This window comes from Streptococcus sp. 2018WUSS126, assembly GCF_044427425.1.
Taxonomy (GTDB): domain Bacteria; phylum Bacillota; class Bacilli; order Lactobacillales; family Streptococcaceae; genus Streptococcus; species Streptococcus hashimotonensis.
The window spans coordinates 60,797-82,006 of record NZ_JAOTGB010000002.1; the positions used below are offsets into that span (position 1 = coordinate 60,797).

A 21,210-nucleotide genomic window follows, 5' to 3' on the forward strand; every position below is an offset into this window, starting at 1 on the left:
GCTATGGCAGAGACAGTAGTTTTTTATAAAGATGGTTTTCGCTATGTGGCGGATGTGTCTGCTGGGAAAAAGATTCTTTTTCAAGGCACAGAAAAGGCGCAGGTTTTTGTCTCCTCACTGGATGCTCCTTTGACGATTTGGTTAGATGAAGCACAAGTTTGCTATGACTATGATGGAGTGGAAGGAAAGCTTGTATCTGGTATGTCTTTGGCGGGGGGCGTGGTCTATCTTCTTCCGTCGGAGCAGGTGATCCTAGACCCTCTTGATAAGCAGGAATTAACGATCGGCCAGCATGCGGGAAATAGTTTTGTCCTTGCAGGGTCAAGTTGCCATGTCTTGCTCAAACGCAGTGACCAGTCATGGATGCTTTATCGTTTGGCGGGCTCCATCTATATCAATAACCTTTTGATGGAGAAAGGGGAAATGGAGCTGGCTCTTGGAGATGAGCTTGCTTTTGAGGATACTTTCTTCAAATTTTATGCAGATGAGGTCCTGGTTGCGGGTCCTGTAGAGGCTAGTGATGAGTTGGCTCGTAAGTCTGCATCGCGCTATGCTTTTTATGAGGATTATCCAGACTACCATCGCTCTCCACGGATTATCTATCGGAGTTCAGAAGACAGGGTGGCTATCAATGCGCCTTCGAATGCACCTTCAAAACCGTCTGACAGTTTGTTGAAATTAATCTTGCCTCCTCTTATGATGGTGGGGATTACATTGGTTATCATGATTTTCCAACCTCGTGGTCTCTACGTGCTTGCGACCATCGCCATGTCGATTGTGACATTGGGGATGTCCGTTGCTGGCTATATAAAGGGGAGAAAGGATTACCAGAAAGAGCTGAGAGACCGAGAGGGGCTCTATCATGACTATCTGGCTGATAAGGCCAAGGAGTTGGCTGGTCTGACCAAGTCGCAGAAAGATGGTCAGCTCTACCATTATCCTGCTATTGAGACCTTGGTGGATCTGGCAGATAGCTACCACCATCGGATCTATGAGAAGACGCCTCTTCATTTTGATTTCTTGTACTATCGCTTGGGTCTGGGTGAGGTTCCGGTGTCTTATGACCTGTCCTATGCTCAGACGGAACGGTCGGGCAAGCGGGATCCCTTGGAGTTGGAGGGTTTTCAACTCTATGAACAAAACAAGACCATTTCAGATATGCCCATTGTGGCCAATCTGTCCCATGGTCCTGTCGGCTATATTGGTCCGCGGGCCTTGGTGATTGAGCAGCTCCAACTCATGGTCAACCAAATAGCACTTTTCCATTCCTATCATGATGTGCAGTTTATTACCATCATGCCAGAGGAGGAGAAGGAGCAGTGGGATTGGATGCGGTTCTTGCCTCATGCGACCTTGCAGGACATGAATGTGCGTGGCTTCGTCTATAACCAGAGGACCCATGATCAGGTGCTCAACTCGCTCAATCAGATTTTGAAACTGCGCAGGGCTCAAAAGGAAGACAAGTCCAATCGTGAGTCAACCCTCTTCAGCCCTCACTATGTGGTCTTGGTGACGGATGAGAAGTTGATTTTGGACCATGTCATCATGGAGTTCTTCACAGAGGATCCGACGGAGCTGGGCTGTAGCCTGGTCTTTGTGCAGGATGTGCTGTCTTCTCTGTCTGAGAATATCAAGACCATCATTAACATCAAGGATCGAAACACTGGTCAGCTGGTCATGGAGGAAGGTCAGTTGCGTGAGATTGACTTTGCCTTGGACCACTTCCCAGTTGGCTACGACAAGGAGACCTTGGTGCGCCGTTTAGCTCCGCTTAACCACCTACAGAACCTCAAGTCTTCTATCCCTGAAACGGTGACCTTTATGGAGATGTATGGGGCTGAGACCTTTGAGGACTTGGGTGTTGTCAGTCGTTGGGAAAAGCATGCGCCTTATAAGAGTTTGGCGGTGCCACTGGGTCTTCGTGGCAAGGAGGATATTGTCTATCTGAACTTACATGAAAAAGCCCATGGTCCGCACGGATTGGTGGCAGGTACCACGGGTTCTGGTAAGTCAGAGGTCATCCAGTCTTATATCTTAAGCCTTGCAGTCAATTTCCATCCGCATGATGTGGCCTTTCTCCTCATCGACTACAAGGGTGGGGGCATGGCCAACCTCTTCAAGGACCTGCCTCACTTACTTGGGACCATCACCAACTTGGATGGTGCCCAGTCCATGCGTGCCTTGGTGTCCATCAATGCGGAGCTGAAGCGCCGTCAACGTCTCTTTGCGACCCATGATGTCAACCATATCAATCAATACCAGAAGAAGTACAAGCTGGGTGAGGTGAGTGAGCCGATGCCCCATCTCTTCTTGATCTCCGATGAGTTTGCGGAGCTCAAGACCAACCAACCTGACTTTATGAAGGAGCTGGTCTCAACCGCTCGTATCGGTCGGAGTTTGGGTATTCACCTGATCTTAGCCACTCAGAAGCCATCTGGTGTGGTGGATGACCAGATCTGGTCCAACTCTCGCTTCAAGCTGGCGCTCAAGGTGGCAGATCGGAGTGACTCCATGGAGATGCTTAAGACGCCAGATGCGGCTGAGATTACCCAGGTGGGTCGTGGCTACCTCCAAGTCGGAAACAATGAAGTGTATGAACTCTTTCAGTCTGCCTGGTCTGGGGCTGATTACCAGCCAGATAAGGATGAGCAGGGGATTGAGGATCATACCATCTATGCCATCAATGACATTGGTCAATATGAGATTCTCAACGAAGACCTGTCAGGTCTGGATCAGGCTGAGTCCATCAAGGAGGTTCCGAGTGAGCTTCAAGCCATCGTAAGTAAGCTGAAAGCCTTGACAGAGCGCCTGTCCATCCAGGCCCTGCCGCAACCATGGTTGCCTCCGCTACCTTCACGTTTGTTTGTGGAAGATTTACGAGGTGAGGATGAGCTGACTTGGTCGGGAGTCAATGAGGAGTTAGAGGTTCTTCTAGGTCTCTTGGATAAACCGAGCCAGCAGGCCCAAGAACCGCTGTCTATCAACCTATCTCAGGATGGTCATTTGCTTATGTATGGGGCTCCAGCGACCGGTAAGACTACCTTCTTACAGACTACGGTCTTGGATCTAGCTCGTCACTATAGCCCATCTGAACTCCATATCTATCTGATGGACTTTGGGACGAGTGGTCTGGTTCCAATGGGAGATTTACCACATGTGGCGGATGTCTTCCTCTTGGATCAGGGAGAGAAGATCGGTAAGTTTATCCGTCTTTTGGAGAAGGAAATCAACCGTCGCAAGAAATTGCTTACGGAACATCGTGTGGGTACCTTGTCCATGTACCGTCAGTTGACAGGACAGGTGGAGCCACGTATTGTCATTGCCTTGGATAGCTTTGAGTCTATGAAGGATGAGAGTTTTGAGGCAGAATTACTCAAACTCTTGACCCGCATTTCTCGTGAGGGTCAGGCCATTGGTCTTCACCTTGTGGTGACGGCTAGTCGTCAGGCTAACCTTCGTGCGACCTTCTACTCTAACTTCAAGCACCAGTTGACTTTGAAGCAACACGATAAGACAGAAGTCCGCAGTGTTGTCGGGTCTACTGGTCTTGCGGATATAGAGGATATTAAGGGACGGGCCCTCTATAAGGGAGAGGAGGTTTATAGCCTCCAGTTGGCACTTCCCCTTCGTGTGGACCACGACATAGAGCTGGTGGATCAGATGCGTGAGGAAGTGAGTCGTCAGAAGGCTGCTTGGACGGGTCAGGTTCCAGAAGCTATCCCAATGGTGCCAGAGGAGCTGACCCGAGAGGACTTCCTCAGTCGTGCTAGTGTTCAGAAAGCCATCGCCTCTGGTCAGATTCCACTTGGACTGGATCTGGAAACGGTGGAGGCTGTGAGCATTGAAGTTGAAAAAGTAAATAATATTCTTGTATTGTCGGAGCAGGGTTCTGCGCTTGAATCTGTCATCTATCATTTCTCAGTCGTTTCCAACCGTCTTTATCCAAAGGGCCATGTACTTGTTGTGGATACTAGTGATGAATTTGACTATTTGAGAGATTTATCAGATGTTTATATCAATAGTGGCTTAAGCCATCAACTGTTTGAACAAATGTTTACTGAACTACGCAATAGAAAATCTAATCCTAAAGATACTGAAACATTTATTATAATTCCTGATTTAGGAGTTTTCTTAGAAAAATTTGCGTCAAAAGCTGAAGAGTTTAAGCAACTTTACCTAGAGGGCCCCAAACACGGATTACATTTTGTGATAGCAGCTACAAAAGCGCAACTTTTTAAAACTGATGCAATTGTAAAAACAATAAAAGAGGATATTTCGTTTGCGCTCATTGCTATGAGATTATATGATCAATCAGTAGTTCCTCATAAGGAAGTTTCGAGGGAAGAGCGTTTGAATACTGATGAAATGTATCTCTACAATAAAGAAAAATATACTAAGGTAAAAATATTAAGTAATAAAGAATAGGAGAAAAATTATGTCAAGAGAATTGCTTCCACTTGGTTCGGTTGTCTATTTAGAGGGCGGAACAGAAAAAATTATGGTGGTCGGTAGAGGAATTATTTTTAATGATTCAGAGACCAATGAAGAAGTTTTTACTGACTACATGGGCTGTATTTTTCCAACGGGTATTAATCCTAATAATACTTTATTTTTCAATGTAGAAAATATTGATAGGGTTGTTTTCAAAGGGTTGTCGGATGAAGACGAAAAGAGATTCCTAGAAGTATATTCAGAGTGGGAAACAAAGCTAACAGTTCGTAAAAAAGAAATCAAATAGGTGCTAATATGGACTACAAAGAGAGAATAAGAGCTTTACGATATTTTAAAAGCGCTGTATCCTCAGGAAGTACTCGTGATAGGGTCTCGGGTCTTTCTGTAGCTGTACCTGATTGGACTGGTAATGCACAATCAAAATTTGAAAACTATATCGATACAGTAAAAAAAGATTCTCAGAAAATTTCGAAACGGAAAGCGGAATTTCTATCAAAAATCGATGCTATCATTGCTAGAGTTCAAGCGCAGTTTGATTCAGAATTACAAGCTAACTCCCTATATTTGTATATAACATATGATGAAGATCCAGTTGAGAATCGAATAAAGAAATATCGAACAATTAAAAATCTTTCAATTGATAAGAGTGTTAAAAGAGCGCTCTTATCAAGAGTTTAGGAGGTCTCAGAGTGTCGGAAATAAAGATTAACAGCATTGCAATTGCTGAAGTTTTGAGAGGGCTTCAAGCTAAAATAAGCACCTATCGGGAGGGGGTTGTTAATTCTAAAGTCCAGATAGGAGCAATAAAAAGTAGCTTACAAGGGTCTGCCTATGCTTCACTTCTCAATGTAGTTGAGAGTGATATAGATCGTCAGATGGCTTTAGTAGCTGAATGTATGACTCTGAGTGGGCAACTAAGCTCTTTTACAGAGGAAATAACATCTGCAGAAGCTTCTGTTTCTTTTGAATAGGAGGGGGAATATGGGACTAGGAAAAATTAGCTATGACCCGAACCAACATGAGATTCTAAGGTCTGAATTGAATAGAATACAATCAAACTTTGAGAATCTTATGGCGGAACTAGAAAAAGTAAAAAATGAGGTGGAAAACGAGCTGAAAGGAGAGGCAGCAACTAATCTTGAGATTTCAATTTCAAATTTGATGAATAAGCTTTCGCAAGAAAATTCAAATTGGTCAACTGTTATAGGAAATGCACAGACAGTAGAGGACGAATTGAAAAACGCCGATAGACAAGCAGCCTCAGTGAGCGTAAGTCCATAGGAGGAGATGGTAGATGAGTTTAGGAACTTTTAAAATTCCAGTAGAAGAATACTATAGTAAGTCACGCTCTTTCAGAGATAAAGTTGAAGAGTTGCGAGATGATGTAGAAGATAATTTTATTCGATTAGTTTCAAGTAATATTGGAAGTTTAGACAGCCGAGACCAGAACGCTGTTGAAGGAATTTCAGCCTATTTAAAAGCCAAACAAGAGCTTCAAATTCTTAATGAGCACATTGAACGATTGAATAAGATGTCATTGGAAGGTAGTGGGAATCCATTGGATCGTGTTGTTCAATTAGATAAGGACTATAGCCAAATTTTTAAAAATATTGGCAATGGAGCAAGTTCGGTTCAAGTCAATCAAGCTATTTCTAGAATAAATAAAGAAGTTTCACAAAAAGAAACAATTCTATTAATACAAACATACGTAGGAATGGTGGAAGAAGCAGATGTTGTGGAACGTATACTGCAACTGGCTAAAGTAAATCCAGCTGAAGCGTTGAGTAAGTTGTTGGGCAATGAAAAGTTTTTAGCTACAATTGCGAAAGACAGTAATGTTGATGACTTCTTTTGGAAAGTGATGACTAAACTTGATGACATGGAGGATATTCCGAAGGCGTTTTCAGAGTTTGTCACTTCGAATGGTGCAATAACCAATGTACTCAGCAAACTACCAGTAGATAAGCAAGACGATATAATAAATGCCTTAGTCAGAACAAGTGAGAGAAGTGGACAAGTTTTTAATACTGTCATGACTTGGGTAAACAAAGCTGGAAATATTTCCGAATGGATTACAAAAATTGCAGGCTCTAAACCAGCTCAGATTTTGGGAAAAGTTGCTGATTCAGGTCTAGGAAAAGTCATATCTAGTCCTTGGTTGATGCCAGTAGCTAACGGTACAATTTCAGGTTTCAGTTCTTACTTTGACTCTACGGATAAGGCTCATAAGGATGTCGGGAAAGCTGTTGCGGGAGGAATTATTGATGGTATCGCAAGTATTGGACCGATTGATGGAGCATTGATTGGAGCAAAGTTCGGCCCATGGGGTGCGGTAGCTGGATTGACATTTGGAGCAATTAGTCAGACGCTACAATTTATTTATCCTGATGGAGTAGATAAAATCAAGGATGGCGTCTATGACTTAATTGATAATACAAGAGAAATCGGGAAAAACATAAAAAAAGATGTTGATAAAGTTGTTAGCGATATTGGGAATTCGGTTGTGAACAATTTGGCCAAGTACACGCACAATGTTAGTGAGTTAGGAAGTAAGGCTCAATCAATCATTTCTAACTTCCAAGTCCCTGAATTATCTTGGTTTGGTTAAGGAGAAAACATGAAAAAAACAATATGGAATGCCTCTGTAGAAGAGAGTATGAATCTTGTAACAGATAAATACATCAAAACTTCTATGGATGATGTTAATCAACATGGATATAAGAAGAAAATTTTAGGTTTTTTTACGATGGTTCTTTTCATCGGACTACTCAGTTTAATTGGAAGCTATATTGATAAGGAATCTGGAGTATTGTTATTTTTAAAAGCTGAACTATTATTTCGAATCCCATTAGTACTAAGTTTGCTGTTTTTATTATGTTATCTGATGGAATTGAGAAAAGTCAAGGAGTATAGAGTTCTATCCTACTATATTTTTAATAGGTATATGTTTTGGGTGATGAGTTGTTTTATTTTACAACTTTGGCTGATATGTGCTGTAGGATTTGCGATTCTATGGGGTTCAGTTCTGTCAATTATCGTCAATGTCGGTATTTTTAGTATAGTGGTATCAGAACGTCTTATTTCGTTTATAAAGAAAACAGAAGGAGCATTGTATCAAGGACAACCATCAAATAACATCTTGTATAAATTCCTGGAAAAATTTGTTGCTTTTTCAAAAAGATATGGTGGTGGTTTAGTTGTTCTTCTCCTTGTTAGTCGTTTTGTATTTAAAAATAGCTTTCAAAGTTCAAGTGGAGAAGACATTTACCATAATGATTTTTTACGCTCCCTGGCGATGACATTCAGTGTTTTTTTTCCTATCCTCCCGTTTTATTTCTCTGTAGCTATTGCTACTAGTTGTATAGAGGGATATTACTTGGAGAAATATTCCGAAGATTACCGTCAACTATCTGGTTATTCCGTAGAAGACTGGTATGGTAAAAAGTCCAAGCGATATAAGGAAAGTTTGGGAAAGTAGGTTTTGTTTAGGTCGTCTCAATTTACTTTTGGTTTATGGCTAAGTAATGGATTCCAAAATTCCAAGTTGCATAATTTTTTTGATGCAACTTGTAAACCCAGACAGGGTCAAGTTGAAAATTACCAAAGAAATAGAATAGGAGAGTTAGGATGCAAAAAGAAAAAATGACAGTAGAAGAGTTTTTACAACTGAAGAAGGATGCTCAGATATCCTTGATTCTGTTTATTGTTTTTGGGCTGGTCTTGTTTTCAAGTATGCTTTATATTACAGCGATTGGTGCAAGAACACAAATGTACAATTCTATAGGGATTACAGTGTTTTTATCTGTGGCCATGACAGCTTTTAGACCCTATTTTTTACCCAAAAATATCTTAGAGAAAAAACAACCTGAGCTGAAGCAGTATTCGACAGAGGGCTACTCAGTTTCTAGTGCCTTTCTAAAAAGGGTTTTTCTAGTTTATTCGGTTGCGATTATTGTGGTTGTTTTCGGTTTTGCCTCTGCCTACGCAACTCGGGTTGAGACCATCCTTCCCGATGATACCTTACCAAGTCTGGAACAGAAGTCTATTATCGAGCAAAAATTGGAGGGCAACAGTAATGAGTGATGAGTATTTGCTTAGTTGTATTACCAATAGTCGTGAAAAGCTTGCAAAGTATAAACGAGTAAGGAATACTATTATGAGTCATAATCTTCATACTCAACGTAGCCTATCTGGTCTCCAATCCTACATTGAGCATTGTCAGAAGGTCGTTGATAGGATTGATAGTCAGGAAAGTTACGGGGATGACTTTACAGAAAAAGTTATCAATCTTACTTTCCAGTATGCCCCATCAGATAACGGTCTTGCTTTCCTTGTGCAAGTTCAAAAAGTACTACAGCCGACAGATATTCGTTTGAAGGTTGTTGTGCCAGAATAGTGTTTTAAGTCCAGACAGGGTCAACTTGTCTGGACTTTTTGGTATAATGGAAGGGTAGAAATATTCTTCATTTGTGCATAAACTGTTTGGCTAGGCTTGGTCCAAAGCGGAACCTAGGAGTGGGAATGAGGTTGGAGTTGTTATCTCTCACATCCATTTTGACACAAGTTGAGTAGCTCTGCTATTACCACAAATTCAGTTCAACGCTCGTCAGGGTCAGGACTTTGTGGACTTACAAACGGTTGAGTTTGGTAAAATCGCCAGCAAGGTCGAGAACAACATCACGATCAAGATGACGGTTGATGGTGTGGAGCAGAAAATCCGAGTGGATGCGATTGGCTTTGATGAGGCGGGTAACATCCGTATCCAAGAATACACAACTGCCCAGAATGGTTTGAAGCTGAGTCGTCAGAATCTTTTGGAGGATCTGTCCAAGTACGGCGGCACCATTGTCGGAGCAGGCAAGGGCGACTTTGTCGGAGGTGTTGAGATACCTAAGGGCACACGGATTGATGTCGTGTCGCAGAAGACTTCAAACTATAGCTTAGATGGGAACGGCAATAAATTTGAGGTAATCACCTTAGAAAATGGGGAAAACGCCTATCTGTCTAAATCAACAGACTTTAACGGGAACCCCGTTCCTGTTAGGTCGCTGGATTATTTGAAACCAGACGGAACCATTAATTGGCCACCTGAAGGGACACATGGCTTTGTCGTAGATTCTTCAGGTGTTCCAATTACAAGTGATGCAAATCTAACAACAGGAATGTTGGTGGACCGATATGGTGAGTCAGGCGAAACGTTTATTAGTCCAGTTATTGACGGGCAATCCTATCCCTATACATCCAGAGGTTTGCCTTATCCAGAAAGTTATCAGCAGAAGCATACATATGAAGTTGTTATGGATATAAATAAGGCAAATTATGAAGAGGCGTTCAGTAAATTGACACCGGCTGAACAGGCCGACTTGCTTGGGAAAATGGAACGGTATAAATTTTCCGCGGAGGATATTTACAACCCACAAATCGGAGAAATTGCAGAGGTATTCGGAGCGGGTGGCGGAAAGCAGATTAAGCTGGGTACGAGTGTTTCTATTTATGAAAAGCTAGTTTTTTTAAGGGAGGTGACTAACTAATGTCAGTTTTATTGCAACAAAGACAACTGCTTCAAGAAGAAATTGAACGTCGTAATTATCAAACCTTACGCTATTCTATCTTAGGAGACAAAAGTCTAGACGAGTGGCAAGTTCGCATTGATTTTGATGAAGACCAACAGGTGTATCAAGTTTATGCGACAATGGATCGTGCATCCGTTAGAGGAAAATATGAATTTAATGATTTTGAAGAAGCAAAAAATAAGTTTGTACGCCTGCTTGATTTAACAGTGTCGTTCAACAAATTCAGTGTAGAACAGGGAGATACGCCCGAATACTATTCTCCATTATGGAGTGTAAGTAAAGCCATTTCCTTGGATACAGCAACCATCGACTCTCTCGGTATTGTAGATGGTCATCTTGAATTATTACTAGCAGATGGGAACGAATGGCTTCCTGACACCGAACAAGACCACTTACTCAAACTCCAAGAAAAGCTTAACAACTACATCCACTTTATTGAAAGCAAGCAATATGCGGAAGGATATGGGGATGACTTTACAGAAAAAGTTATCAACCTGACTTTTCAGTATGCTCCGTCAAACAATGGTCTTGCTTTCCTTGTGCAAGTTCAAAAAGTATTACAGCCGACTGATATTCGTTTGAAGGTTGTTGTGCCAGAGTAGAGTTTTAATTCCAGACAGGGTCACCTTGTCTGGATTTTTTGGTTAGTGGAAGCATAAAAAAATCACTGGATTAGTCCAGTGAAATAGGGATATAGAACTCTAAGGGTACAGCTATTTATTTCATGTTTTTCAAGACTTTCTCAAAACTCTCCGACCGTGCTTCCACGCTTATTTCTTCAAGGGTAAGCGGGTGTGTTAAGCTGAGTTTTTGGGCGTGGAGCATGAGGCGAGGTGCTGCGATTCGACTATAGAGTGGGTCGCCAATCAGAGCATGGCCATGATGAGCCAAATGCACCCGAATCTGATGGGTCCGCCCTGTCTGAAGGCGACAGGAAACGAGACTGTTTTTGCCAAGGCTCTTCAAGAGATGGACCTGGGTCAAAGCGGCCTGTCCCTTGCGGTTGTCGACCACCCGCTTTCTGCGGTCGTGTCGGTCCCGTCCGATTTTATCAGTGATAGTCCAGTCTGTCTTTCTTAGCTCCCCTTGGCAGAGGGCCAGGTAGTCACGATAGATGACCTTGTCCTCCAAAAGCCGATTGAGAATGGGCAGGATAAAGGGATTTTTAGCAAAGAGAATGGCTCCGCTGGTTTCCATATCGAGTCTGTGGACCACATAGCAGGTCTGACCCACATAGGCAGATACATGGTTGAGCAGGGCGATTTCCGTCGGCTCATTGCCGTGGGTTTTCATACCTTCAGGCTTGTTGACGATAATCAAATGCTCATCTTGGTAGAGTTCCTCAATCAAGTCCGCCTGTCCTAGAGGAATGCTTTTTTCAGGATAATCTTCCTGGTCAAAGGTCAATTCGAGCAGGTCACCTGCGGCAATCGGACTCTGCCAGTTAATCAGCTCACCGTTGACATGGACGTGTTTCTTGGTGCGGAGGAAGTGACGGATTTTTCTAGGAATGAGAAAATAATCTTCCAAGACTTCCTTGACAGTCAGCTGCGGAAAGGCTTGGGGAATGCGAATATCAACTTTCATCTTATAGGCTAGTCGAGTGCTTGGGTTGCACTTTTTCATTTGGATTGAGGTAGTTCATGGCATTGTTGACTGCGGTTGGGGCTTCGCCCAGTCCAGTCGCAATCAGGTCAACCTTGCCCTCGTAGAAGCAACAGTCACCGATAGCATAGATACCAGGAACAGAGGTTTCTTGCTTGCTGTTGACCACGATGCGGTGGCGATTGAGTTCCAATCCCCATTCTTTCAGCGTGCCGACAGATGATTTGAAACCGTAGTTGACAAAGAGGTGATCGAAAGACAGGCTGAGCTTGTCCTCGCTCTTAACCTTGTCAAAATGAATCTCAGAAGCTCTGCTATTTTCCCCAGAAAGCCCTTTAGGAACAAAAGGTGTGTGGATGCTGACGCTGGACTGCTTGAGCTCCTCCACGCTGTGCTCAAGGGCTCGGAAGTTGTCGCGACGGTGGACGATGTGAGTGGTCTTGGCGATTTTTTCAAAGGCCAGGGACCAATCGACCGCAGAGTCACCGCCACCCAAGACGACGATGTCCTTGTCGGCATACTGCTGGATATTGGATACGTGGTAGTGGACGTTGTCAAAGCTGTCAGCACCGTCAATCTCCAGTGGACGTGGCTTGAAGGCACCGCCACCCATAGCGATAATCAGGGTCTTGGTCTGGTGGCTACCTTTGTTAGTCGTCAGGGAAATGGCCTCTCCTGGCTCAATAGCAATCAGGGTTTCATTGAGGCAGATTGTAGTGTCAAATGGAGCCAGTTGAGCGAGGAGGTTGTCGGTCAACTCCTGTCCTGTCAGGCTTGGAAAGGCGGGAATGTCTAAAATAGCCTTCTCGGGATAGAGAATGGCAGGCTGGCCACCCAGTTGGGGAAGGGAGTCAATGATTTTGACCTTAGCTTGACGGAGGTGGGCGTAGAAGGCGGCGAAGAGACCGACTGGTCCGCCACCGATGATGGTAATGTCATAAATCTGTGTCATGGGAATCCTCTTCTTTGTTCAGAATGACCCTATTTTATCATATTTTTGGAAAAAATTCCCTGTCTGTTGTCACAAGTTATCGCAGGCTTTTTTCTGCTAGTTTTTACGAAATGGTGTATAATGGTACAAAATTCACTAGAAAGAGGTAAAGTATGGACGATTTGCAACATCAGCCGATTGAAGTTCCAGAAGATTTCCAAATTGATCATGAAGACCGACCTAGCCGTCGCCGCAGGGGAAATCGTGGCTCTGTTGATAAACCAAAGAAAAAATCACGTATTCCGGAGCCGATTCGTAAATTTTGGCGCCGTTACCAACTGACTAAAATTTTAATCATTTTAATGGTCCTGACAGTTCTTACAGTAGGTGGCTATCTATTTTTCCTTGCAAAGACAGCTAATGTTGGTGATTTACAGCAGGCGCTAAAAGCTACAACGATTATTTACGATAAAGATGGTGCGGAAGCTGGGACATTGTCAGGTCAGAAGGGGACCTATGTAGAGCTGGATGCTGTCTCCGATAATTTAGAGAATGCTGTCATCGCTACAGAAGATCGGAGCTTCTACGAAAATTCAGGTATTAATTACCAGCGGACCATTTTAGCGGTCTTGACCCTTGGGAAATCAGGTGGTGGCTCGACCATTACGCAGCAATTGGCAAAAAATGCCTTTCTAACTCAGGATCAGACCATCAGTCGAAAGGCTCGAGAATTCTTTTTGGCTCTGGAAATCAATAAAAAGTACAGCAAGCAAGAAATTTTGACTATGTATCTCAATAACGCCTATTTTGGGAATGGTGTTTGGGGAGTGGAAGATGCAAGCCAAAAGTACTTCGGTATTCCAGCCAGCGATCTTACTCTTGAGCAAGCGGCCGTCATTGCAGGTATGCTCAAGGGACCTGAGATTTATAATCCTTATTATTCTCTAGAAAATGCAGTTAATCGTCGGGATACAGTCCTGCAAAATATGGTCAATGCTGGTTATATTGATCAAGCGACTGCAGATGCAGGTTTCCAAGTAGACCTAGCCAGTCAGCTTTCAGATACCTATACAGGGAAACAAAGCAATTATTCCTATCCATCCTATTTTGATGCTGTGATTGCGGAGGCGATTGAGCGATACGGACTGAAAGAATCAGACATTATTAATAACGGCTATAGGATTTACACGGAGATGGATCAAAATTCTCAAGCCAGCATGCAGGTGATTTTTAATGATGAGACCATGTTCCCGACATCAAGTTTTGATGGTACCCATGCTCAGGCTGCCAGCGTAGCTCTTGATCCGACGACTGGTGGAGTTCGCGCCTTGGTTGGCCGAGTTAACAGTTCAGAGGATGCGGTCTTTCGGACTTTCAACTTTGCGACACAAGCCAAGCGCAGTCCTGGTTCAACGATCAAGCCTCTTGTTGCCTATGCTCCAGCAGTAGCCGCGGGCTGGTCGATTGATATGGCTCTGGATAACCATACAGAAACCTACGGTGATTACACCTTGCATAACTATGATTATTCGACTTCTGATACCATTCCAATGTATCAAGCTTTGGCTCTCTCTTACAATTTACCAGTAGCTTATATAGTGAACACCTTGGGGATTGACAAAGCCTTCGAGTATGGACAAAAGTTTGGGCTTGATATGGAAAATGTCGAGAAAGTTTTGGGTGTTTCAATTGGTTCTGGAGTGGAGACTAATCCTCTGCAAATGGCCCAGGCCTACGCTGCTTTTGCGAATAAGGGTGTGATGAAGGATGCCCACCTCATCACTCGTATTGAAACGGCTAGTGGAAAGGTTTTAGCAGAGCATCGAGAAACAAGTACCAAGGTGATTGACCGTTCTGTCGCAGATAAGATGACAGCAATGATGCTTGGAACCTATACCAATGGTACGGGAGTGACAGCAGATGCGGCCAATTATCCTATCGCTGGGAAAACAGGAACAACCGAAACGAGTTTTGATGTCAACCTCGTCAATGACCAGTGGCATATTGCCTACACACCTGATTTGGTCATCAGTCAGTGGGTTGGTTTTGAGCAGACAGATGAAAATCATTATATAGATAGCAGTAGCTACTGGAAGGCTCCGTCGGTCTTCCAGACTGTGGCCAATTCAATCTTGCCATATACTGCAGGAACTAAGTTCGAAGTAGAAAACGCCTATGCACAAAATGGTATTGTAGAAGTAGCTCCAGATGAAGCTACGCAAACTGAATCAAGCCTTGGTCAAGAACAGGTACAAGAAATTTCAGATCAGGCGAAAAACTTGATTGAGCAAACTAAACAAAATCTAATCGATGCCAAGTTGCCAGAACGAGCAAAAACCTTGTGGGATAACATTACGTCTTGGTTTGGAGAGTTGTCAAATCCATAAAAACATGGTAGAATGAAAAGGATGGAGGGCTTTATGGCACTAAAAAAAGCAAGCCTAGCCTGTACTGTTTGTGGTTCTCGAAACTATTCAATCAGCCTTTCGAGCAATCCCAAGCCAACACGGTTAGAAGTAAATAAATTTTGTAAACACTGTGGACAATACACTGTTCACAAGGAAACCAGATAGGAGTTACGCATGAAATTTATCAAAGACATTATCCGCATTTTAAAAGATACGTCTTGGCCAACTCGTAAGCAGAGCTGGACGGATTTCGTGTCTGTAGTGGAATATACTGCCTTTTTCGTAGCGGTGGTTTACCTCTTTGACTTGATTTTGTCACGAGGAATCATGAGCTTGATCAATCTTTTCTAGAAAATACTTGCCATTTGTAAAATGGAAGTGATATAATAAGGAAAAGCGAAAGCCTTCGGGCTTTTTTTAGCGTCTAAAAATTCCGTGTTTCCAAAGAAAGGAAGTAACAATGTACGATAGTTTTGATAAAGGCTGGTTTGTTTTGCAGACCTACTCAGGATATGAAAATAAAGTGAAGGAAAACTTGCTCCAACGTGCCCACACTTATAACATGTTGGAAAACATCCTCCGTGTAGAAATTCCAACTCAGACTGTTCAGGTTGAAAAGAACGGTGAGGTCAAGGAAGTGGAAGAAAACCGTTTCCCTGGTTATGTTTTGGTTGAAATGGTTATGACCGATGAAGCTTGGTTTGTGGTTCGTAACACGCCAAACGTTACAGGTTTCGTGGGTTCACACGGTAACCGTTCAAAACCAACTCCACTTTTGGAAGAAGAAATCCGTCAAATCTTGGTGTCTATGGGACAAACCGTTCAAGAATTTGATATTGATGTCAAAGTTGGCGATACTGTTCGTATCATCGATGGTGCCTTCACAGACTACACAGGTAAAATTACAGAAATTGATAACAACAAGGTCAAAATGGTTATCTCTATGTTTGGTAATGATACCATTGCAGAGGTTAACTTGAGCCAGATTGCTGAGTTGTAATAAGTTGTTAAAGCGCAGGGAAACCTGTGCTTTTTCTTGTTTTTGAGGCTAACTCAAAAAAAACTTGCCAAAGATTTAAAAATTTTATAGAATTAGGTATACCTAACTTATAAATTAATCAATATTAAAAAACGGAGGTTTTATGAAACAGAAGTGGTCTCAAATTGAGAATAAACAACGCTTTAGCATCAAGAAGTTAAGTGTCGGTGTGGCATCGGTATCAATAGGATTTTTTATCACAGGTATTCCGATGGTTCAAGCAGATACTAGTGGAGAAGGATTGGAGTCTACGGTTGCGGTCGCAACGGATATGGACAGCAAGCAAGATTCTGTGGCAGAGAAAAAAGAAGATGGACCATTATCAGATGAGCCAGCTAAAACGGAGCAGGTGGATGAACCAGTTGCTGAAGAGGGAGCAGTCGAAGAAGTTGTAGATACAGAGGCGGGTGAAGAATCAGGTCTTCTCACAGATCGAGTTGCGACCGAGATAAAAACTACAGCTGGTAAGACAACAGAAGAGTCAAGGGAAAAAGAAGACATTAGCGTAAAAGAAGCTAGTGCTCCTCAAACAATCCCGCAGGAATCACAGCTTGAGCCAGAAGAGGTGACAACAGGGCGCTATATTTTACAATTTTCCGAAGAGAACCGAAATCTTGTATTGGATAAATTAAAGAAAATTGATGGCGTTAAAATTGTTCATGAGTATAAGGAGGTTTTAACGGGAGCATCTGTAGAGGTAGGGAAAGAAAGTTTGTCTGATGTGAAGGCAATTACCGAATTAACCTCTTTAGAAGAGAGTCGCCGTATCCGACCGACTCTTCATACTGCTAAACAGCTGGTTGGTGCCTTAAAAGCAAGTTCTAAATATCAGACAGATGGTCGCGGAATGGTGATTGCAGTCATTGACTCCGGTTTGGATATTAAGCACAAAGACATGAGGTTGGATGATGGTGTCATTCCTAAAATCAAGGACATTACTCCATCTACGACAGGAACATACACACTGAAAGTTCCCCATGGCTATAATTATGTATCTGGTAACGATAATCTTTACGATGATACCCACGAACCACATGGTATGCACATAGCAGGAACTCTGGCTGGAAATGCAACAGACGAAGAAGTTGCGTCTAAAAAGGGAGTTGATGGGATTGCTCCTAACGCACAACTGCTAGTCTACAAGATTTTTTCAAATGACCCTAAAAATTATAAAGCTGAGACGGAGGATGCTGCCTATGCTGCCATTGAAGATGCTATCAAACACGGGGCAGATGTCATCAGCTTGAGCGTTGGTTATTATGATAGTGGGCTGCCAGGGAACGCTTACTACACGATTGCTAAGAGGGCAGCAGAAAAGGGGATTATCATTACAGCAGCTATTGGTAATGCTGGAGCTTCTTCCTCAGACACATCTTTTGACTTGCATACAAATAATGCCTTGGGAGCTGTGGATACAGCAACAACAGTTGGCGTAGCAGCGACTCCTGCAGTTATCGCGGTTGGATCGGCGAGAAATACCCATCTTGTTCAACGCGAATTTATGCTGAATGGGCAGTCTTTTGGCTACTATCCTATTGGCTATACAACGCTTACAGAGGGAAAATATGAATTTGTAGATGCTGGAAATGGTCATTGGGAAGAAGTGCAGGGGCTTGATTTGGCTGGTAAAGTCGCGGTTATCAAAAAAGATAAGTTTGACTTGAAAGATGCTGTTCGTAATTTGAAATTCAAGGATGTTGCTGGAATTATTGTGATAAATACTGATCAGGGATGGAACAAGGATTATTATAGGACCCATCAGTTATTGGTAGATGATAAGACTTTGCTTTCTTATTCCTCTATCTGGGGCATCAGTCTTAGTGGAGAAGATGGAAGGCGATTATTGGAAGTTGCCAACCAATCGCAAGGCAACACTGGTTTGGTCCTCAGGCCTACAATTGGAATGAAGAAGTTGATTGAAGTACCGACTGTATCAGGCTTTTCTAGTTGGGGGCCTACGGTCAACTTAGAATTGAAGCCAGAGATTGTGGCACCAGGAGAGGATGTTTATGCAACCTTGAATGACAATCGTTATGGCTCCATGTCAGGGACTTCGATGGCTTCGCCAATTGTGGCGGGTGCCAGTGCACTTTTATTGCCACGGATTCGCCAAATGACACCACCAGAAGGCATGACTAGGATGGATTTGCTGAGAATCATTTTGATGAATACTGCTACCCCTTTGGTTGATGTTCTAGATTCATCTGGGCATGTTTTGGAAAATTCTCCGAGACAACAAGGCGCTGGTCTGTTGCAGATTGATAGAGCCTTTGAAACAGATGTGATTCTTCACCACCGTCTAAAAGGAGGGGTGGAATTAAAAGAAATAGGGCGTGAGACAGAATTTGAGGTAACCTTGGAAAATCTGGGAAACCAACAAAGAAGCTTTGCTATTTCAGCTGGGAAAGTATTGACTAGTCAAGATGTTCCTGTTGATAGAATAGGACGTTCTGGAAAAGTAGTTAAAGAGATTCATGCGGCAGAAATCAGGGGTTCGAGTATTCATCTTTCTGAGCAATCCATTCAACTGGGTCCGAAAGAGAAGAAAACTATTCGTCTGAGATTGGATGCAGGAGAAGCGAAAGACCAGTTTGCAGAAGGGTATATTTACTTCAAATCATTGACGGAAGGGCAGTCTGACATCAGCATTCCTTATTTTGGCTTTGTTGGGGACTGGTCAAAAGAAAGGATTGTTGATGCACCGGCTTGGGAAACCAGTTCTAAATTGAAACTGACCTCGGTTTTATCTAGTTATAAACACAATAAGTCTGGGCGCTATATTGAACTTGGGCGTGAAAAGATTCAAGATAATCAATCGCCTCTAAATCCAGATAATATCGCAATTCAAAACCAGCATTCGGATAGTCAGATTGGGAATGCCTTTGTTCGATTTGCGCTACTGAGGGATATTACCAACTATGATTTGGATATTGTAAAAGAAGCTACAGAAGATGCTCCTGTTTTGAGGCGGATTGATACAGGAACTATGCTGTCTCGTGTTCGCTATGTAGATTATTTTGAAAGTCTTTCGGAGTATTCCAAGCTTCGTACTCCGATAGAATTACACCGTTGGGATGGGAAAGTGTACGATGCAAGCAAGGATGAAAATGTACCAGTACCGGAAGGACAATATTTCTTTAGATTGCGGGTAAAAAATAAAGAAAATGGTGCCTATCAGTATACCTATCTGCCAGTCAAAATTGATAATCAAAAGCCAGAAATTGTCGCGATCGATACCAATCGTCTAACCAGCCATAGAGAGCTGGTCGTCACAGCCAAGGATAATAATAAAGTTTGGGAGGTTCGAGCGAATCTAAATGGAGAGGATCTTCTTGTTGAAAAGGTTGTAGATGATGCAGGTCAGCTACATTACCATCTCAAAGAAGTGGAACTGCCACTCGATGCTAAAAATCATCTCCGTGTTGAAGTGATGGATATAGCGGGCAATGTGGTTGCTGTTGAAAAAGACTTAGTGGTGCCTGTAATCCAGTTTAAAAATTTGGAAGATTTGACGGCAATTCGCAGTAAGAAAACTGTAGAAATTAAAGCGAACGTCTCAACGCAAGTTTCCGATGTGCAGGCTAACTTGGATGCTCAGGCTGTGAATTACTCTCTTGAGAATGGTCAACTATCTCTCCAGATTCCAGAGCAATCAGATGGACGCCATAGTTTTGAATTAATCTTGAAAGATAAGGATGGCAAGCTTATTTACACTAAAACCTTGAATTATTTGGTAGATAATGAAAAGCCGACGATTGATCTTGATATTGATATTGAAAAAGATGAAGAGGCTGAAGAGGTTATCCATATTGGTAAAAACGGACGCTTTACATTGAAGGGGAAAGTGAGTGATAATGTTAGTCTTCCTAAGGACATCAAACTTTACTATTCCAATCTAGACATTGGTAAGGGAGAGCTGAAAATCATAGATGTAAAAGAAGACGGCAGTTTTGAGCAAGACTTCTTTAAATCTGATTTTCCTAGAGCCATCATGTTAACTGCGGTAGATGAGAAGGGCAATAAATTAAAGGACCTTCGTATCAATACAAGTCCAGAGAGTCTGGATGAGGAGGAGGAAACAGAAGTTCCGATTACTGTCAATAACTGGTTGATTGACCCGATTCGTTTCAATAAAGAAAGTCTTGATCGTGAGCTAGATAGCGGGTTGGTCGACTTCAAAAAGCAAGAAGATGGAACTTATCTATTTACATTTGAAATAGAAGCAGAAACGGATCAAGCTCATTCTGTGCGCATCAATGGTGGCGAAAAACGCTATTTTGAGGGTAGTAAGCTGACTTATCCAGTTACCCTGATTGAAGAGGGAAATGTTGTGGATATAAGTGTGTACAATGAGGCAGATGAGTTGACTTACACGAAGAAATATCAGATGTTGGTTGATACAGAAAATCCTGTTTTACAGCTGGAAAATGAGGTGCTGCCATTGGAAAGACAGGTAGTGGATAGTGAAGAAGATGAAGACGAGGAAAATCAGTATGCAGGAGTCCTCCTGGCAGATGCCGATGGGCACTTGATACTCACCGGAAGCGCCAAGGATAATGGAATTTATTGGTCCTTGAAGATCAACGAAGATTTTGTAGCTCGAGGAGGCTTCTGGAGGCAGTATGGAAATAATGAAAAAGCCTTTCGCTATGAGTTACATAGTCTGAAAGACGGGGATACAGTCAAACTTGATTTGAGTGACAGTTTTGGAAATGCTGTTGTGAAGAAATATAAGGTACGGTTAAATGACAAGGAGGTATCTGAGCAGGTTCCTGAAAAAGACCTTCATGTGGAGCAATCAGACAAGGATCAAACCCCTAGCATTCCTATTCCGAAATCAGAAGTGCAGGTACCAATGCCAAAAGAAGAGGATTCACTTGCTCCGCAAACAGAATCCACTGAAATCGCGCTGTTAACTGGCGATACAAGAGAAGATGGTGTGGAGCATTTGGGGAGACTTACAAAACATGAGGAGGCATTAGGAATTTCTGATGAGAGAATAGAAGTGTCCGTACCTCACAGAGCATTCTTTGAAAGAAGCGGAAGAGGAGAGACAGGTGCACTAGCGGCGGATACTAGTGGGAAATTGCCTCAAACTGGGGATAGCCTTGGAAGTGTCTTTATAAGTGCCTTGTTAGGTCTATTTGGTGGAGCTATGGCCCTCGGAAATCTGAAGCGAAAAGAATAGCAAAAAACCTAGGG

18 protein-coding genes are annotated in these 21,210 nt (G+C 42.7%); 16 read left to right on the plus strand and 2 right to left on the minus strand.

What is annotated here, in order from left to right:
• Positions 1-3 precede the first annotated feature (3 nt).
• From essC to ODU34_RS01500, 11 genes are all read left to right on the plus strand, one after another.
• Complete coding sequence (gene essC, locus ODU34_RS01450; RefSeq protein ID WP_205014611.1) at positions 4-4,425, plus strand: type VII secretion protein EssC; 4,422 nt, start codon at positions 4-6, stop codon at positions 4,423-4,425.
• A 10-nt stretch (positions 4,426-4,435) separates the two neighbouring features.
• Complete coding sequence (locus tag ODU34_RS01455) at positions 4,436-4,738, plus strand: DUF4176 domain-containing protein (RefSeq protein WP_024400084.1); 303 nt, start codon at positions 4,436-4,438, stop codon at positions 4,736-4,738.
• An 8-nt stretch (positions 4,739-4,746) separates the two neighbouring features.
• On the plus strand, positions 4,747-5,130 hold the full coding sequence (locus ODU34_RS01460; RefSeq protein WP_105178677.1) for a hypothetical protein: 384 nt from the start codon (positions 4,747-4,749) through the stop codon (positions 5,128-5,130).
• Positions 5,131-5,141: 11 nt separating this feature from the next.
• Entirely contained in the window at positions 5,142-5,423 is a 282-nt protein-coding gene (locus ODU34_RS01465; RefSeq protein WP_024400082.1) for a hypothetical protein, read from the plus strand.
• Positions 5,424-5,433: 10 nt separating this feature from the next.
• Positions 5,434-5,733 (plus strand): peptidase, encoded by a 300-nt coding sequence (locus ODU34_RS01470; RefSeq protein ID WP_105178678.1) that lies wholly within the window; start codon positions 5,434-5,436, stop codon positions 5,731-5,733.
• 13 nt (positions 5,734-5,746) lie between these two features.
• Entirely contained in the window at positions 5,747-7,060 is a 1,314-nt protein-coding gene (locus tag ODU34_RS01475; protein ID WP_105178679.1) for a hypothetical protein, read from the plus strand.
• 9 nt (positions 7,061-7,069) lie between these two features.
• Positions 7,070-7,930 (plus strand): hypothetical protein, encoded by an 861-nt coding sequence (locus ODU34_RS01480; protein ID WP_074414265.1) that lies wholly within the window; start codon positions 7,070-7,072, stop codon positions 7,928-7,930.
• Positions 7,931-8,079: 149 nt separating this feature from the next.
• Positions 8,080-8,535, plus strand: a complete 456-nt coding sequence (locus ODU34_RS01485; protein WP_105178680.1) for a hypothetical protein — start codon at positions 8,080-8,082, stop codon at positions 8,533-8,535.
• 73 nt (positions 8,536-8,608) lie between these two features.
• Positions 8,609-8,848 carry a DUF6572 domain-containing protein gene (locus ODU34_RS01490; protein ID WP_105178681.1) on the plus strand — a complete coding sequence of 80 codons (240 nt, stop codon included), beginning with the start codon at positions 8,609-8,611 and terminating at the stop codon, positions 8,846-8,848.
• 226 nt (positions 8,849-9,074) lie between these two features.
• Positions 9,075-9,983: a TNT domain-containing protein gene (locus ODU34_RS01495; protein ID WP_222350771.1), complete on the plus strand. Its 909-nt coding sequence runs from the start codon at positions 9,075-9,077 to the stop codon at positions 9,981-9,983.
• Positions 9,983-10,627, plus strand: coding sequence for an Imm59 family immunity protein (locus tag ODU34_RS01500; protein ID WP_105178682.1), 645 nt, complete (start codon positions 9,983-9,985; stop codon positions 10,625-10,627). Before ODU34_RS01495 ends, ODU34_RS01500 begins: the two co-directional genes overlap by 1 nt.
• Before the next feature lie 115 nt (positions 10,628-10,742).
• On the opposite strand, the gene ODU34_RS01505 is transcribed toward ODU34_RS01500, so the two are convergent.
• Entirely contained in the window at positions 10,743-11,612 is an 870-nt protein-coding gene (locus ODU34_RS01505; RefSeq protein ID WP_105178683.1) for an RluA family pseudouridine synthase, read from the minus strand.
• Position 11,613: 1 nt separating this feature from the next.
• Entirely contained in the window at positions 11,614-12,582 is a 969-nt protein-coding gene (locus ODU34_RS01510) for an NAD(P)/FAD-dependent oxidoreductase (RefSeq protein ID WP_136647136.1), read from the minus strand.
• Positions 12,583-12,734: 152 nt separating this feature from the next.
• On the opposite strand from ODU34_RS01510, the gene pbp2a reads away from it, so the two are divergent.
• The 5 genes from pbp2a to ODU34_RS01535 all read left to right on the plus strand — a co-directional run bounded on the left by pbp2a (position 12,735) and on the right by ODU34_RS01535 (position 21,196).
• Positions 12,735-14,948, plus strand: coding sequence for a penicillin-binding protein PBP2A (gene pbp2a / locus ODU34_RS01515; RefSeq protein ID WP_136647137.1), 2,214 nt, complete (start codon positions 12,735-12,737; stop codon positions 14,946-14,948).
• 33 nt (positions 14,949-14,981) lie between these two features.
• A complete protein-coding gene (gene rpmG, locus ODU34_RS01520) occupies positions 14,982-15,134 on the plus strand; it encodes a 50S ribosomal protein L33 (protein ID WP_002940258.1) in 153 nt (50 codons plus the stop codon).
• Positions 15,135-15,143: 9 nt separating this feature from the next.
• A complete protein-coding gene (gene secE / locus ODU34_RS01525) occupies positions 15,144-15,320 on the plus strand; it encodes a preprotein translocase subunit SecE (protein ID WP_002940255.1) in 177 nt (58 codons plus the stop codon).
• A 109-nt stretch (positions 15,321-15,429) separates the two neighbouring features.
• Positions 15,430-15,969 (plus strand): transcription termination/antitermination protein NusG, encoded by a 540-nt coding sequence (gene nusG, locus ODU34_RS01530; protein WP_002940254.1) that lies wholly within the window; start codon positions 15,430-15,432, stop codon positions 15,967-15,969.
• 142 nt (positions 15,970-16,111) lie between these two features.
• Entirely contained in the window at positions 16,112-21,196 is a 5,085-nt protein-coding gene (locus ODU34_RS01535; RefSeq protein WP_398578328.1) for a S8 family serine peptidase, read from the plus strand.
• Positions 21,197-21,210: the final 14 nt, after the last annotated feature.